At 68.2% G+C, this 14,715-nt stretch carries 13 protein-coding genes; 3 read left to right on the top strand and 10 right to left on the bottom strand.

The features are described 5' to 3' along the window. Positions 1 to 175: 175 nt before the first annotated feature. The 9 genes from SAZ01S_RS14690 to SAZ01S_RS14650 all read right to left on the bottom strand — a co-directional run bounded on the left by SAZ01S_RS14690 (position 176) and on the right by SAZ01S_RS14650 (position 9,133). Complete coding sequence (locus SAZ01S_RS14690; RefSeq protein WP_084583019.1) at positions 176 to 553, bottom strand: hypothetical protein; 378 nt, start codon at positions 551 to 553, stop codon at positions 176 to 178. A 138-nt stretch (positions 554 to 691) separates the two neighbouring features. Further along, entirely contained in the window at positions 692 to 1,039 is a 348-nt protein-coding gene (locus SAZ01S_RS14685) for an ArsC family reductase (RefSeq protein ID WP_084583018.1), read from the bottom strand. 7 nt (positions 1,040 to 1,046) lie between these two features. Continuing rightward, positions 1,047 to 1,457, bottom strand: coding sequence for a GNAT family acetyltransferase (locus SAZ01S_RS14680; protein WP_084583017.1), 411 nt, complete (start codon positions 1,455 to 1,457; stop codon positions 1,047 to 1,049). 32 nt (positions 1,458 to 1,489) lie between these two features. Then, entirely contained in the window at positions 1,490 to 2,788 is a 1,299-nt protein-coding gene (locus SAZ01S_RS14675; protein WP_084583016.1) for an MFS transporter, read from the bottom strand. 41 nt (positions 2,789 to 2,829) lie between these two features. Beyond that, on the bottom strand, positions 2,830 to 4,962 hold the full coding sequence (locus SAZ01S_RS14670; RefSeq protein ID WP_084583015.1) for an acetate--CoA ligase family protein: 2,133 nt from the start codon (positions 4,960 to 4,962) through the stop codon (positions 2,830 to 2,832). Between the two features lie 17 nt (positions 4,963 to 4,979). Beyond that, positions 4,980 to 5,816 carry a p-hydroxycinnamoyl CoA hydratase/lyase gene (locus SAZ01S_RS14665; RefSeq protein ID WP_084583014.1) on the bottom strand — a complete coding sequence of 279 codons (837 nt, stop codon included), beginning with the start codon at positions 5,814 to 5,816 and terminating at the stop codon, positions 4,980 to 4,982. A 26-nt stretch (positions 5,817 to 5,842) separates the two neighbouring features. Beyond that, positions 5,843 to 6,316, bottom strand: a complete 474-nt coding sequence (locus SAZ01S_RS14660) for a DUF3237 domain-containing protein (protein ID WP_084583013.1) — start codon at positions 6,314 to 6,316, stop codon at positions 5,843 to 5,845. A gap of 9 nt (positions 6,317 to 6,325) precedes the next feature. After that, positions 6,326 to 7,777, bottom strand: a complete 1,452-nt coding sequence (locus SAZ01S_RS14655; RefSeq protein WP_084583012.1) for an aldehyde dehydrogenase — start codon at positions 7,775 to 7,777, stop codon at positions 6,326 to 6,328. Positions 7,778 to 7,855: 78 nt separating this feature from the next. Continuing rightward, on the bottom strand, positions 7,856 to 9,133 hold the full coding sequence (locus SAZ01S_RS14650; RefSeq protein ID WP_439951230.1) for a YceI family protein: 1,278 nt from the start codon (positions 9,131 to 9,133) through the stop codon (positions 7,856 to 7,858). 280 nt (positions 9,134 to 9,413) lie between these two features. On the opposite strand from SAZ01S_RS14650, the gene SAZ01S_RS14645 reads away from it, so the two are divergent. The 3 genes from SAZ01S_RS14645 (at position 9,414) to SAZ01S_RS14635 (ending at position 13,985) form a co-directional block, all read left to right on the top strand. After that, positions 9,414 to 9,950: an RNA polymerase sigma factor gene (locus SAZ01S_RS14645; protein WP_084583010.1), complete on the top strand. Its 537-nt coding sequence runs from the start codon at positions 9,414 to 9,416 to the stop codon at positions 9,948 to 9,950. Next, positions 9,947 to 10,897: a FecR family protein gene (locus SAZ01S_RS14640; RefSeq protein WP_084583009.1), complete on the top strand. Its 951-nt coding sequence runs from the start codon at positions 9,947 to 9,949 to the stop codon at positions 10,895 to 10,897. Before SAZ01S_RS14645 ends, SAZ01S_RS14640 begins: the two co-directional genes overlap by 4 nt. A gap of 121 nt (positions 10,898 to 11,018) precedes the next feature. Continuing rightward, the gene (locus tag SAZ01S_RS14635; protein ID WP_245824895.1) at positions 11,019 to 13,985 is read left to right on the top strand and encodes a TonB-dependent receptor; all 2,967 of its coding nucleotides are present in this window, start codon (positions 11,019 to 11,021) and stop codon (positions 13,983 to 13,985) included. A 51-nt stretch (positions 13,986 to 14,036) separates the two neighbouring features. Here SAZ01S_RS14635 and SAZ01S_RS14630 read toward each other — a convergent pair whose 3' ends face one another. Next, the gene (locus SAZ01S_RS14630; protein WP_167693172.1) at positions 14,037 to 14,393 is read right to left on the bottom strand and encodes an HdeA/HdeB family chaperone; all 357 of its coding nucleotides are present in this window, start codon (positions 14,391 to 14,393) and stop codon (positions 14,037 to 14,039) included. Positions 14,394 to 14,715 lie beyond the last annotated feature (322 nt).

The raw sequence follows: 14,715 nt of genomic DNA, 5'->3' as shown, positions 1-14,715 counted from the left end.
GCCCCGTCGCGGGGGAGGGAGGGGCCCGCTACCGCAGGCAGTAGGAGGGAGAGGGGGCGATTTGCGATGCAAATCGCGCGGCGGCTACGCCGCCGCTCACCCTCTCCAAGCTATGCTAGGCGCTGAAGCGCCAAGCTACGCTATCCTCCCCCGTCAAGGGGGAGGATGCAGAACGTCAGCGCAGCCAGCCTCGCCGCGTCGCCATGCCGGCCAGCCAGATCTGGAAGATCGTCACGCCGAGGATAAACACCGGCGCGACGAACGCCTGCACCGGGCCCGAGACCAGGCCGGTGGCGAACAGATAGCCGAACTGCACGATCACCGCGGCAAGCGAGATTACGTAGAGAATATTCGCCTTGCGGGATCGCCGCAGCATCGCGATCGAGCCGAACAGGCTGCCGCCCACGCCGATCGCGTAATCGACCAGGAACCAGCGCGGAACCGCCTGATAATATTCCCAATTCCAGAAGCCGGGCTCGCCCGCCCGCTGGGGCGACAGCGTCGCATGGGCATAGAAGACGAGGCAGCCGAGCAGCCCCCACAGGACTAGCATCGTCGCGACGGTCCGGAACCAGCTTGCTGGTCGTTGTCGAATGTAAGACGCCATACGACCCCAATAATCCGTGGCTATTTTCGTGTTAATTTAGGATAAACACGGGGTTTAGGCCATGAATCCGCAAATTTTTCGCGCTCAGAGCAACGCGCGGGCGTAGCGTTCCGGCGCGAATCCGATCAACAGACCGCCCGGAATTTCCAGAACCGGCCGCTTGATCATCGATGGCTGGGCAATCATCAGCGCGCTCGCCTTGGCCGAATCGAGGTCGGTCTTGTCAATCTCTGGAAGCTTGCGGAAGGTCGTGCCGGCACGGTTGAGCAATGCCTCCCAGCCCTCCGCCGCGATCCAGCGGGCGAGCCGCGCCGGATCGACGCCTTCCACCTTATAATCATGAAAAACATAGCGAATTGCGTTCGCGTCGAGCCAGGCCCGGGCCTTCTTCATCGTGTCGCAATTCTTGATGCCGTAGAGCGCGATCGTCATGCCGCCTCTAGTGGAGGAAACGGCCGAGCGTCACAACCGGCTGGGGCTCCAATCCCAACGCGCGATAGAAACCGATCGCCGCATCATTGCCGTCGCGGACCATCAACTGGAGCTTCGGGCAGCCCCGCGCGCGCAGCCAGGATTCGGCCGCGGCCATCAGCGTGCGGCCATGGCCCTGCCCGCGCACCGCTTGGTCGACCGCCAGATAATAGACCCAGCCGCGGTGTCCGTCCTCGCCCACCATCGCGGTGCCGAGCAGCGTCCCGCCCGCGCGCAGCAGGAGGATGGCGGAGGTCGCGCCGGTCACCGCGCGATCGAAATCGGCGGCGGGATCGTTCCAGGGGCGGGTGAGCCCCGCGGCCTGCCACAGCGCCACCACCTCGGCGCAATCGGCCGGACCTGCTTCTTCGATGTTCATCGGACGAGCCTAGAGCCTCGCCGTACGCGCGCCTATCCCCGCCTGAGCCCGAGCAGCGCCGCCGCCGCGACCAGCGAGCCGCCGGCCATCGCCAGGGCGACGACCGGCAACCCGAGGTTCATCGAAAACAGCAGCCCCGCGACGATCGGCCCCAGCGCCGCCCCGCCGCGCCCCACGCCGATCACGAAGCCGGTGCCCGATCCGCGGGCCTCGGTGGGGAAACTCTGCGCGATCAGCGCGTACATGCCGACCACGCCGGCATTGGTGCAGAAACCGGCGATGCCGGCGATCAGCGCCAGGCCGCCCAGGTCGCGCTGGCCTTGCCCGAACAACGTCACCATCGCGGTCGCGGCGACCAGCGCCACCACCAGCAGCCCGCGCAGCGGCAGCCGCCAGCTGAGCACGCTGAGCAGCACCGCACCCGCCAGCCCGCCGACATTCGCCCAGACCAGCACGCCTGCCGCCTGCGATGGCGGATACCCCATGTCGACGACGATCTTCGGCACCCATTTCAGGATGAAGTAGAAGGTCATGATGTGGCAGAAATAGGCGATGGTCAGCAGGATCGTCGTGCGTGCCAGCGGTCCCGCAAAGAGCTGGGCGAGCGGGAGCTTGGCGCCCGCTTCGGCACGCGGCGGCAACGCGCCGATCGCCTCCTGCCGCATCCGCACCAGCAGCCGGTTGGCGCGGGCCAACGCGTCGGCGGGCTGGCGCTGGAACAGGTAGCGGATCGATTCGGGCAGCAGCCACCAGGCGAGCGGCAGGAACATCGCGGTCATGCCCGCGCCGAACAGGAAGACCTGCCGCCAGTCGCCGCCGACCAGCAGCCTGGCCGCGATCGACCCGCCGACGATCGCGCCGACCGGATAGCCCGAGGCCATCAGCCCCACCGCCAGGCTGCGGCTGCGGGCATTGGCCAGTTCGGCGACCATCGCATTGGTGCAGGCGAGCATGCCGCCGATGCCGAGCCCGGTGAACAGGCGGAAGGCGGAGAGCGTCTCGACATTGTGCGAAAAGGTTGCCGCCAGCATCCCCGCCGCCATGATGACGAGGCACAGCAGGATCGCCGGCCGCCGCCCTGCGCGATCGGCATAGGCGCCGAGCAGGACCGAGCCGACCGCCATGCCGATCAGTTCCATCGACAGCACCAGCCCCAGCGCCGCGCGATCGATGCCCCACTCCGCCGCGATGCCCGGCGAGGCGAAGCTGATCGCCAGCACGTCGAACCCGTCGAGCGCGTTGAGCAACAGGCAGAGCAGGATGCCCAGCACCTGCGTGCGGCTCAGCGGCGCTTCGTCGAGCCGCCGCAGGATGTGCGCGGACTCCGCCATTCCAACCTCTCCCTCGGGCGTTTGCCGCCCCTTGTCGTTCGTCAGGCAGTGAGCATCAGCGCGTCGAGCGCCACCACCCCTTCGCCCAGAGGGTGTACCACCACCGGGTTCAGGTCCACCTCGCGGATCGATGGCTCGGCGCGCAGCACCTGCGCCAGCCGCGCGATCAGCGCCGCGACTGCCGGCACGTCGAGCGCCGGTGCCCCGCGCCAGCCGCGCAGGATCGCCGCGCTCTTCAGCTGGTGCAGTTCGCGCTCGATCGCCGCTTCGGTCAGGTCGCAGGGAAGCAGCCGCACATCCTGAAGGATCTCCGCAGTCACCCCGCCAAAGCCGGCAAGGATCACCGGGCCCCATTCGGGATCGCGTTTGGCACCGACGATCAGTTCCACGCCGCGCTTGCCCATCGTCTCGACCAGCACGCCGTCCAGCGTGAGGTCGGGCCGGTGGCGCCCGACATCGCCGTGTAGCTTGCGCCAGCCGGCCCGGACTGCGTCCGCGTCGGCGAGGTTCAGCACCACGCCGCCCGCATCGCTCTTGTGGCTGAGCGCGGCCGACTGCGCCTTGAGCACCACCGGATAGCCGATCTCCCCTGCGATCTGCACCGCCTCGTCCGCCGTGCGGGCGAAGCCGCCCTTGGGAAACGGCATCCCAAGCGGACCAAGCACCGCCTTGGCGCGATATTCCGGCACCACGCCGCCCAGCGGCAGGTCCTCGCAGGCGAGCGGATCGGCGTCGCACGTCGTGAAGTCGCGCGCGGCATGCGCCGACAGCCGGGCGATCGCGCGGAACACGCGCTCGGTCGAGGCGAAGCACGGCACCCCCGCCGCGCGCAGCCGGGCGATATTCTCCGCCCCCAGCGGCGCGCCTTCGTCGAGCCCGGCGAAGATCAGCGGCGTGGCGAGCGGCTCTTCTTCCACCGCACGCAGGATCGGCGGCAGCTTGATCGCCACCGTCGCCGGATCGGTGAGGATGATGCCGGCAACAACGCAGCCGAAGCGATCGTCCGCGCCCAATGCGTTGAGCAGCCGATAATACATGTCGGGCTCGACCAGCCCCTGCGCGGTGATGTCGAGGGGATTGCTGACCGCAACGAAGTCCGGCATCGCCGCCCGGAGCACGGGCGCATTGGCGTCGTCCAGCGCCGGGAGCGCGACGCCCAGCCCCTCGCACAGGTCGAGCGTCAGCGCCTTGAACGCCCCCGATTCGCCGAGCACCGCGGTGCCGCCGCTCGGCAGCTTCGGGCAGCGTGCAGCGATCTCGGCGATGTCGCCCAGTTCCTCGAGCGTTTCGGCGAACACCACGCCGGCACGCTCGACCATTACCCGCATCAGCGCATAGTCGCCGGCCATCGCCCCGGTATGCGTCGCGGCGGATTCGCGCGCGGCGCTGCTCTTGCCGGGGTGGAGCAGCACGATCAGCTTGCCCGCCGCCCGCGCCTTGCGCGCCGCCGCCAGGAAGCGCTGCGGCTTACGGAACTGCTCGACGATCATCGCGATCACCTGCGTGTTCGGATCGTCCACGCAATACTCGACATACTCCTCGACCCCGCTCGCCGCCTCGTTGCCCGTCGAGACCGACAGCGTGACCGGCAGATCCCGGCTGAGCAGGGTGGTCGACAGCACCGCCGCCATCGCGCCGCTTTGCGAGACGATGCCGATCCCCTTGCCCGGCCCTGCCTCCGGCACCAGCGTCTCGACGAAGGTCAGCGGAATGCCGTCGACATAGTTGACCATGCCGAGGCAGTTCGGTCCCTCGATCACCATTGCCGCCTCCGCGGCGATGCGGGCGATCTCGCGCTGGTCGGCCAGCCCCTGTTCGCCGCCCTCCGCGAAGCCGGCGGAGAAGACGATCGCCGCCCCTACCTTGCGCGCGGCCAGCGCCCGGATCGCGTCGAGCACCCCGGCGCGCGGGATGGCGAGCACCGCCGCATCCACGCCCTCGGGCAGCGCATCGACCGAGGGCAGGCAGGGTCGGCCCGCGATCGTGTCACGCTTGGGATTGATCAGGTGGATGGCACCGGCAAAGCCGTTGCGCTCCAGATTGGCGAGCACCGACGCCCCCAGCGCCCCGGGCTTGTCCGAGGCGCCGACGATCACGACCGATCGCGGCCGCAAGAGCCGATCGAGCCGAAGGCCGTTGGTGGTGGGTGGCGGGGAAAGCGTATCGACGGTCATCGCGGCTCTCCCCCGTCTCAGGCGTTGTGCTTGGACTTGTCGTACGCGCCGAGGCCCGGCTTGTACGTCTTGTCGTCGATGAACTGCTTGATGCCTTCCTTGCGGCCCTCGTTATCGTAGCTGTTGGCCGCTTCCTGCGCGCGGATCAGATAATCCTCGGCATTGTCATAGGTCATCTCGCGCACGCGGCGGATCGCGTCCTTGGTCGCCTTGAGCGCGACCGGGTTCTTGCCGAGCAGCACCTTGGCCACTTCCTCGACGCGGGCCTTGAGGCCGTCGAGCGGCACCGCCTCGTTGACCAGGCCCCATTCGGCGGCCTTCTTGCCGCTGACATTCTCGCCCATCATCGCGTGGTACATCGCGTTGCGGAAGCCGGTCAGCTCGGCGATCACCTTCGAGGCGCCACCGCCGGGCAGGATGCCCCAGTTGATCTCGGACAGGCCGAACTGCGCCTCTTCCGCCGCGAAGGCGAGGTCGCAGGCGAACAGCGGGCCATAGCCGCCGCCGAAGCACCAGCCATTGACCATCGCGATGGTCGGCTTGTGATACCAGCGCAGGCGGCGCCACCAGGTATAGGCCTCGCGCTGCGCCTTGCGGGTGGCGCCCAGGCCCTTGGCCTCGTTCTCGCGGAAATATTCCTGCAGGTCCATGCCGGCCGACCAGGCGGTGCCCTCGCCGCTCAGCACCAAGACGCCGACATCGTCGCGATATTCGAGCTCGTCGAGCACTTCGACCATGCGGCGATTGAGGCGCGGCGACATGCAATTGCGCTTGTCGGGGCGGTTGAAGCGCACCCAGGCGATGCCGTCGATCACGTCATAGGCGACGGTGGCGGCTTGGATCGGGTCGGTCATGCTGTGCCTTTCTCGGAAATCGAGCGTCATTCGACGCAGTAGAAGTCAATGATCACATGGGTGGGTCGCCGGATGCCGCGGGCGACGAACACGGTGCGCGCCAGCCAGGCGTGCGGCCCGTCGGCCACTTCGAAGCGCGGCGTGGTGCGGAAATAATAGGCGTCGGGCGCGACCGGCTCGTCGCGCGCCAGCCGGTCGGTGACCGCCTCGCTGGCAACCCGCAGACCGGGATTCTCGATCCCGATCACCGTGCCGTCCTCCGCCTGGAGGAAATAGCGGGCGAGCACGCGGGTGACGCCGCCCGGCATGATCGTCTGCCAGTCGCCGCCGCCCGGCAGCACCATCGCGGTCAGCCGGGGGCCGGAAACCGTGCCCCCGGTGATCGCGATGAAGCGCGCCCGGCCGCCATCCACCTCCCCCCGGTCCACCGGCGGGGCGATCTCGACCCGCGCCGAGAAGGCGTAGGCGAGGCCCGGGGGCGGTGCGGAGGGGCCGGTCATGCTGTCCGCTCAGATCGGGAAGTGGCCGGGCTGGGTCTCCAGCGTGATCCAGCGCAGTTCGGTGAAGCTCTCGATCCCCGCCTTGCCGCCGAACTTGCCATAGCCCGATGCCTTGACGCCGCCGAACGGCATCTGCGCCTCGTCGTGCACGGTGGGGCCGTTGACATGGCAGATGCCCGACTGGATCTGCCGCGCCACGCGCAGCCCGCGCGCCGCATCGCGGGTGAACACCGAGGCGGACAGGCCATATTCGGTATCGTTGGCGAGTTCGATCGCATGCGCCTCGTCGCGGGCCCGGATCACGCCCACGACGGGGCCGAAGCTCTCGTCGCGGAACAGCTTCATCGCGGGCGTGACCTTGTCGACGACATGCGCCGGCATCAGCACGCCGTGTGCCTCGCCGCCATTCACCAAAACGGCGCCCTGCCCCACGGCATCGTCGATCAGGCTCTGCACATGCGCGACCGTCTTGGTGTCGACCACCGCGCCGAGTGGTGTCTTGCCCTCGCGCGGATCGCCGACCGCCAGCGTAGCGACCTTGGCCTGGAACTTCTCGACGAATGCATCGGCGATCGCGTCGACGACGATGATCCGCTCGGTCGACATGCAGATCTGGCCCTGGTTCATGAACGCACCGAACGCGGCGGCCTTCACCGCCTCGTCGAGATCGGCATCGTCGAGCACGATCAGCGGCGCCTTGCCGCCGAGTTCGAGCACCACCGGCTTGAGGTTCTGCGCGCACCGCACCGCAATGATCCGCCCCACGCCGGTCGAGCCGGTGAAGTTCACCCGGCGCACCGCGGGCGCATCGATCATCGCGCCGACCACCTCGCCGGCATCCTCGGGCGCATTGGTGACGAGATTGACGATGCCGCCGCCGAACCCGGCCTCGACGAACGCGTCGATGATCAGCGCATGGGTGCGCGGGCATTGCTCGCTGGCCTTGAGCACCGCGGTGTTGCCGCAGGCGAGCGGCACCGCGATCGCGCGCGTCGCCAGGATGATCGGCGCGTTCCACGGCGCCATCGAGAGCACCACGCCCGCCGGCTCGCGCACCGCCATGGCGATGCAGCCGGGCTTGTCGGAAGGGATCACTTCGCCGCTGATCTGGGTGGTGAGCCCGGCCGCTTCGCGGACCATCGAGGCGGCGAGCATCAGGTTGAACCGCGCCCAGCCCTCGGTGGCGCCGATCTCGGCCATCATCGCCGCGACGAATGCGTCGGCGCGGGCCTCCATCGCGGCAGCGGCCTTGGTGAGCAGCGCGCGACGGGCATTGGGGCCCTGCGTGGACCAGGCAGGAAACGCCGCCTGCGCGGCAGCGACGGCGGCAAGCGCATCGTCCGTGCTGGCGGCGGCAGCGATCGTAGCTACCGCACCGGTGACGGGGTTGCGTCGCTCAAAGGTACGCGCGGCCTCGCGCGGGGCACCGCCCACGCTCAGCGCAACTCGGCTTGCAGACATGACCTCTCCTGTCCTGCGTGCTATTGTTATGTAGCATAGCTTTTATCGCAGGACAGGCAAGAGGCGAATTGCGCCCGGCTATTTCGCGTCGGCGGCGAAGCGGAACGTCACGGCGACGGCGTCGGGGATCGTGCTCGCGTCGCTCCACTGGCCCTTGCCGACGCCGAAGGCGAGGCGCTTCACGGAGGCGGTGCCGCTCGCCTGGGCATGGTCGCCGTCGATCTTGAGCGTGAAGGCGACCGGCATCGGCTTGGTTGCGCCGGCCAGCGCCAGCGTGCCGTCGGCGACATAGCCTGCGCCCTGCTTGCGGATCCGGGTGGCGGTGAAGCGGGCCTTGGGGTGCGCGGCGATGCCGAAGAAATCGTCGCCCTTCAGTGTATCGTCGCGCTCCGAGTCGCCGCTGCTCACCGAGGCGAGATCGACGTCGACCGCGATCTTCGAATGGGCGAGGTCGTCCGGGCTGAACTGGATGTCGGCGGTCCATCGGGTGAAGCGGCCGTTGATCGTCTCGCCGCTATAGACGGTGCGGAAGCCGAGCGTGCCGCCCGCAGCGACCTTCCAGCTGCGGACCGGCACCGCGGCGGCGGCCTCGGTCGGCGAGGCCGAAGGCGACGGGGTCGGCTCGGGGCTGGCCGAGGCCTCCGGCGTCGGCGTCGGGGCGGCGGGCACGTCCGGAGTCGAGCCGGGCGTCGGCAGCGGTTGCGAAGGCTTGGGCAGCTCGGCATGGCCCTGATAGCGCCACGAGCCGGTGAGGAACGCCGCGACGCACGCCGCCAGCGCGACCACCACCGCCACCGACAGCGCCGGACGCCGCGACAAGGCCGCCGGCATCATCCGCCCGATCACGTCGTCGCGCAGCAGATGGTGCCGCAGCGCGCCCGCCACGTGCAATACGACCAACCCGGCGAGGAGCCAGCCGATCAGGCCATGGATCGTCTCGGCAGGCTCGTTCCACGCCGCGCCCAGCGGCAGGTGGGGCAGCGGAATCGTGCCGAACAGCAGCGTCGGCAGCTTCACCCGCGCGGTCGACACGATGATCCAGCCGGTGATCGGCCCGAGGATCATCACCGCATAGAGGCCAAGATGCACCGCGCTGACGAGCAGCTTCACCGCCGGCGCGCCCTCGACTGGCGCGGGACGCGGCACGACCAGCCGTACCAACAGCCGCGCAAGCGACAGCACCAGAATCAGGATGCCGATCGACTTGTGGAACTGGAACGCGATGAACAGCGTGGCGTGCGGCAGGTCCTCCAGCGCCCAGCCAAGGCCGAGCTGAAACAACAGCAGCAGCGCCAATGCCCAGTGGAGCAGGATCGCCACTCCGTTATACCGTTGTTGAAGAGCCTTCACGCCCACCTCGCTTTGCAACGCGCATGCCCGACCGGCCATTCGAGTCGTCACCGCAACAAGGCCGGTGTGCGCCTGCGCCCCGGCGCGGCGCAAGGCGGCAGCGGGAAACGCTGGGTTCCCGAACAACGGTGTCGCCGCATCATACCGCGCACCGACTGTCACGCCAGCTTCATCGAGAGCCGTTAGCCTGCGAAAAAACGGGAAATCTCAGGGTGAAAGAGGCCGCCCGGGCACGCCGATCCTCGGCACGACGGGCGACAAGAGCTTCGGGTAGGGGCACAGACCGATGACAGAAATGGGCACGGTTGCGGCCGAGCGTCGCGTCATATCCGAAGAGGTAGCCCTGCGCGCCGCCCTGCAGCGCTTCGTCCAGATGCGGCTGCGCGACGACCATGAGGGCGAGGATATCGTACAGGAAACCTATATCCGGCTGTACGATTATCGCCGGTCGCGCAGCGTCGCCGATGTCGGCGCCTTCTGCTTCGCGGTCGCCCGCAACCTGGTGTTCGATCATTTTCGACGACGCCGCGCCCTGCCCCGCGCCGCCGAACTCGCCGACGACATCCCCTGCGCCCAGCCGCGTGCCGAGGAGGTGCTCGACTATCGCCAGCGCGTCGACATTCTCGCCCGCGCGCTGCGCGTCATGCCGCCGCTGCGGCGCGAAGTGTTCCTCCGCCGTCGGCTCGACGGAGTCGCCGTCGCGATCATCGCGGCGGATCTCGAGATGAGCGTCGCGGCGGTCGAGAAGCACTGCGTCCGCGCGGTCGCCGATCTGCGTGCGGCGCTCGAACGGCGCGGCCTGCCGGGCGGAGCGGCGCGATGAAGCGAGATCGCCGCGCCGCGCTGAACGACGCTGCCCGCTGGGCGATGCGCGAGGATGACGCCGTGCTGCGTGAACCGCCCCCACAGGCGGCGGCCGACGTGCAGGCGATGCTGGACGACCGGGCGCTGTTCGACGCCATGGCGCAATTGCCGCGCCTTTCGGACGGCGATGTCCGCGCGATGCGCACGCGCCGGCGGCAGGCGATCGGCACCGGCAGCGCCCTTGCGCTCGTCGCGATGCTCGGCATCGGCGGGTGGCAGGCGGGCTGGTTCGGCATGCCCGCCCCGCAGCCCGTGCATTACGAGACGGCGCGCGGCGAGATGCTCGACATCCGCCTTGCCGATGGCTCGTCCGTGCATCTGAACGGCGCCACCAGTCTCGACGTGCTGCTCGCCAGGGATCGGCGCAGCGTGACGATGCAGCGCGGCGAAGCCTATTTCGACATCGCCCACCTGCCCGCCCGCCCCTTTGCCGTGCGGGCGCAGGGATCGGTGACCCAGGTTCTCGGCACCGCGTTCGATCTCGACATCGCCCGGGGCGGGGTGCGGCTGGCGGTATATCGCGGCACAGTGCGGTTCGGCGGCGACCGCGGCGGCAATGGGGACGTGGTGGTACCGGCCGGCTGGCGGAGCCGGTTCGCCGATGGCCGCGCCCAGGCGCCGACGCGCTTCGATGCCGCGCAGAAGGACTGGCGCAACGGCTGGATCGACGTCGACGCCATGCCGCTCGGCGACCTCGTCGATACGCTCAACCGCCGCGGCGGGCCACTCGTCGCGCCGCCGCCCGCGAGCCTCGCCGCACTCCCGATATCGGGGCGCTTCCGGCTGGACTCGTCGCAGGACCTGCTCGATGCGATGGGCGTGGCCTATGGCTTCCGCACGGTGCGAGCTGGGGCAACGCTGCGGCTGGTGCCGACGGACGCCGACGTCAAAGCGTCACCCAGATGACATTGAACTGCAACAACAAAATTTTGTCCGGAAGCTGATCGCCCCCCGTCTTCCTCGCTAGCGGCGCAACCGCGCCGGAGCGGAGGGAAGACCAATGAATCGCATCCAGGGGATTTCACGCATGGCCATAGCCATCATGCTGGCGGCGCCCGCCATCGGCCAGGCACACGCTGCCGAGGCGGCACTGGCCGCGCAGCACCGTTTCGACATCGCGCCCACCGACCTGCGCACCGCCATCTCGCAGTTTTCGCAGGCGACCGGCCTGCAGGTCGTCGTCGCACCCGCCGCGGTTGCCGGGCGTCGCACCGCCGGGGTGCGGGGTGCCCTCACGGCGCGCGCGGCGCTCGATCAGTTGCTGCGCGGATCGAACCTGACCGCATCTCTGCACGGCGGCATCGTGGTGCTCACGCCCGCCCGCGCCGCCCCTGCCGCGCGCCGGGTGGTGCGCAGCGAGGCACCCGCCGCCGCGACGACCGCCCCCGTCCAGACGGCCGCCGCCGCACCGCAGGAAGCGGACCCCGCCGAGATCGTCGTCTCCGGCTATCGCGAGAGTCTCACCGCCGCGCAGGACCTGAAGCGCCGCGCCGTGGGTGCCGAGGACGACATCGTCGCCACCGATATCGCCGCCTTTCCCGACCTGAACCTCGCCGAATCGCTGCAGCGCGTACCCGGCATCACCATCACCCGCGATACCGGCGAGGGCCGCCAGATCGCCCTGCGCGGCCTTGGTGCCGACTTCACCCGTACCCAGCTGAACGGCATGGAAGTGCTGGGCAACACCGCCTCGGGCATGGACAATCGCGGCTCGGTCACCCGCTCGCGCGCGTTCGACTACAGCCTGTTCGCCTCGGAGTTGTTCAACCGCGTCGCCGTGCAGAAATCCTATGCCGCGGAGCAGGACGAAGGCGGGCTCGCGGGCACGGTGCAGCTCTCCACCGCCAAGCCCTTCGACTATAGCGGCAACAAGTTCGTCGTGTCCGCCAAGGGCCAGACCAACACCAACACCAGCGGCGTCACCCCGCGCGCGGTCGCGCTCGCCTCGGTCCGCTCGGGCGATCTCGGCGCGCTGGTCTCGGTCGCGTACAGCAAGATCCGCAGCAACGAATATGGCTATCGCAACTGGGGTTGGGGCCCGACAAAATATGGCGCCGCGAACATCGGATCGGAGATCGACGCCGCGACCCGCGCCAAGCTGCTCGCCGGCGTCTACCAGCCGACCGCCCAGTCGCCCTCGACCTGGTACACCGAACGCCAGCGACTCGGCATCACCTCCTCGGTGCAGTATCACCCGGGCGACGCGTTCAAGCTCGACGTCGACTTTCTCTACGGGCGGCTATGGGACACGCGCGACGATTATGCGCTGGCGACCGCGGGCAGCAATCCGCTGACCGGATCGTCGGTCACCGGCACGCAGGTGATCCACAGCGCGGTGATCGATGACACCAACACGCTGCGCGCGGCGAGCTTCACCGGCATCGACCTCCGCTCCGAGCACCATATCGTCAAGAACCACACCGATTTCTACCAGGGCGTCGCCAATCTCAGCTGGAAGCTGACCGACCGGCTGACGGTCCGCGCGCTCGGTGGCTATGAGGAATCGGATTTCGGCCAGCCGGTGTTCGACAAGGTGTTCATGGAGGCCAAGCAAACCGCATTCAGCTACGACACGCGGCCGCAGATCCCGGTCAACACCTATGGCATCGCGATCACCGATCCGAACCTGTGGGCGGTCCAGCGGCTCGACGTGCAGGAAAACAAGATCGTCAACCGCTACACCAACGGCAAGCTCGGCGCCGACTATGATCTCGGTAACGGGCTGCTGTTCAAGGCCGGCGGCGCCTACAAGCACTTCACCAACAGCGGCTACACCTGGGCCAACAAGGTGTTCCACAACGTGCCGGCCGATATCCAGGTTTCGAACGACCTGAAGCAGCTGGTCGGGCCGAAGACGCTGCTCCAGTACATCGTCGGCAATATCGACGGCGTCTATGCCGCGATCGGTGACAAGCGCGACTTGGCCGCCGGCAACCTCCAGGCCGGCAGTGACTACACGGTCGACGAGAAGACGTGGAACGGCTTCGCGCAGGTCGACCTCGATACGCAGGTCGCGGGCATGCGGCTGCGCGCCAATGCCGGGCTGCGCTATTTCTCGACCGACCTTACCTCGTCGGGCCATCTCGCGGTGGGCACGGCGTTCGTGCCGGTGGTGATCAAGAACAACAGCCATGGCTGGCTGCCCGCCGCCAACCTCGCGCTCGACCTGACCCGCAGCCTGGTGTTCCGCCTGAGCGCCGACCGCAACATCAACCGCCCGTTCCTGGGCGACCTCGCCGCGGCGGGATCGATCACCACCCGGCCGAATGGCGGCAGCCTCAGCCTCGGCAACCCGTTCCTCAAGCCCTTCAAGGCGACCTCGGTCGAGACCTCGCTCGAATGGTACATGGACAGCAAGGGCTTCGCCTCGATCGGCTTCTTCTACAAGAACATGGACACCTATATCTCGCCGAGCACGACGACTATTCCCTACGGCCAGACGGGCCTGCCGCTGTCGCTGCTGATCCAGGGCCAGGACGCCAACACCCCCTATGACGTGAGCCAGCCGATCAACGGCCCGGGCGCGGACATCAAGGGCGTCGAGGTCGCGTTCCAGCACGACTTCACCTTCCTGCCGGCGCCGTTCGACCATCTCGGCGTCACCGCCAACGGCACCTGGTTCGATGGCAAGCAGCAGGGCAAGGTGGGCAACATGTTCGTGACGCTGCCGCTGTTCAACCTCTCGAAATGGGCGGCGAACGCGACGCTCTATTATGAGGACAAGCAGTGGGGCGTGCGCGTCTCCGACGCCTATCGCAGCAAATATTATACTGGCCTCGGCACCATCGGGAATGTCGGCGACTGGATCCGCGGCACCCACAATATCGACTTCCAGGCGCATGTGAACCTGCGTCCGGGCATCCGCCTGATCGCCGAAGGCATCAACCTCACCAACGTGCCGATCGAGCAGTTCGCCGCCGGCCCGATCGCGCGCCGGGTGGTATACACCACCAGCGGCCGCACCTTCACCTTCGGGTTCAGCGCCGAGTTCTGATCCCCCGGGCCCGCTCCGGCAGCGCCGGGGCGGGCCGCCTTTTCGAGGGCGTTACTTCTTCAGCGTCTTGGCCACGGCCTGGTGCAGCGGCACGGCCGGCGTGGTGACGCACGCGCTGACGACGACCGGTACCAGCGCCTCGACCCCGGATACTTCCACCACCGCTTCTTCGGGATGCTTCGCGCGGTTATAGCCGATGGCATAGGCGACGGCCTGCGGCTTGAACGCGTCCGCCAGCCCGACAAAGCCCTCGCAAGTGACTTCCTCTTCGCCGCCGCGCGTCTTCACGAACTGGTGCGACACGACCACGCCGTCCTTGACGGTGGCGCCGGACTGCTGCGCCTGCACCAACGGCGTGGGCGCGCCGAACGCGACAAGGGCGAAGGCGGATACGGCAAGCACGTTCATCGCAATCTCCATGGAATGGCAAGTGTCTTCGATCAAGGCCGTGGCGATTGAATGTTAAAATCCATTCGAACAGCCAAGCACGACCTCCCTACTATCCAACAACAACATCCAATATCATACGGATGGATGCAGGAGCGCACCCACATCAACGACGGTAAATCGGCATCAACCGTGTTCAACAACATCCCTGAATCCGCCGTCATTTCACCGACCCTCGAAATTCGCGACGTGTTCTAAAGCTTGTTTTGCCGGCAAGCGCGCGTGCTTCGCTATGCGGCGACTGCCGCACCTGGTCTCCGCATGCGCCACATCGAGCAAAGCC

Origin of the sequence: Sphingomonas azotifigens NBRC 15497 (assembly GCF_002091475.1) — a bacterium.
GTDB classification, from domain to species: domain Bacteria; phylum Pseudomonadota; class Alphaproteobacteria; order Sphingomonadales; family Sphingomonadaceae; genus Sphingomonas; species Sphingomonas azotifigens.
The sequence above is the reverse complement of the archived record's forward strand: the minus strand, read 5'-3'. Positions and strand labels throughout refer to the sequence as shown.

Bases quoted from the DNA above. Each gene is read 5' to 3' on its own strand.
- SAZ01S_RS14690 (WP_084583019.1), bottom strand. From the start codon at position 553: ATGCTAGTCCTGTGGGGGCTGCTCGGCTGCCTCGTCTTCTATGCCCAT.
- SAZ01S_RS14685 (WP_084583018.1), bottom strand. From the start codon at position 1,039: ATGACGATCGCGCTCTACGGCATCAAGAATTGCGACACGATGAAGAAG.
- SAZ01S_RS14680 (WP_084583017.1), bottom strand. From the start codon at position 1,457: ATGAACATCGAAGAAGCAGGTCCGGCCGATTGCGCCGAGGTGGTGGCG.
- SAZ01S_RS14675 (WP_084583016.1), bottom strand. From the start codon at position 2,788: ATGGCGGAGTCCGCGCACATCCTGCGGCGGCTCGACGAAGCGCCGCTG.
- SAZ01S_RS14670 (WP_084583015.1), bottom strand. From the start codon at position 4,962: ATGACCGTCGATACGCTTTCCCCGCCACCCACCACCAACGGCCTTCGG.
- SAZ01S_RS14665 (WP_084583014.1), bottom strand. From the start codon at position 5,816: ATGACCGACCCGATCCAAGCCGCCACCGTCGCCTATGACGTGATCGAC.
- SAZ01S_RS14660 (WP_084583013.1), bottom strand. From the start codon at position 6,316: ATGACCGGCCCCTCCGCACCGCCCCCGGGCCTCGCCTACGCCTTCTCG.
- SAZ01S_RS14655 (WP_084583012.1), bottom strand. From the start codon at position 7,777: ATGTCTGCAAGCCGAGTTGCGCTGAGCGTGGGCGGTGCCCCGCGCGAG.
- SAZ01S_RS14645 (WP_084583010.1), top strand. From the start codon at position 9,414: ATGACAGAAATGGGCACGGTTGCGGCCGAGCGTCGCGTCATATCCGAA.
- SAZ01S_RS14640 (WP_084583009.1), top strand. From the start codon at position 9,947: ATGAAGCGAGATCGCCGCGCCGCGCTGAACGACGCTGCCCGCTGGGCG.
- SAZ01S_RS14635 (WP_245824895.1), top strand. From the start codon at position 11,019: ATGGCCATAGCCATCATGCTGGCGGCGCCCGCCATCGGCCAGGCACAC.
- SAZ01S_RS14630 (WP_167693172.1), bottom strand. From the start codon at position 14,393: ATGAACGTGCTTGCCGTATCCGCCTTCGCCCTTGTCGCGTTCGGCGCG.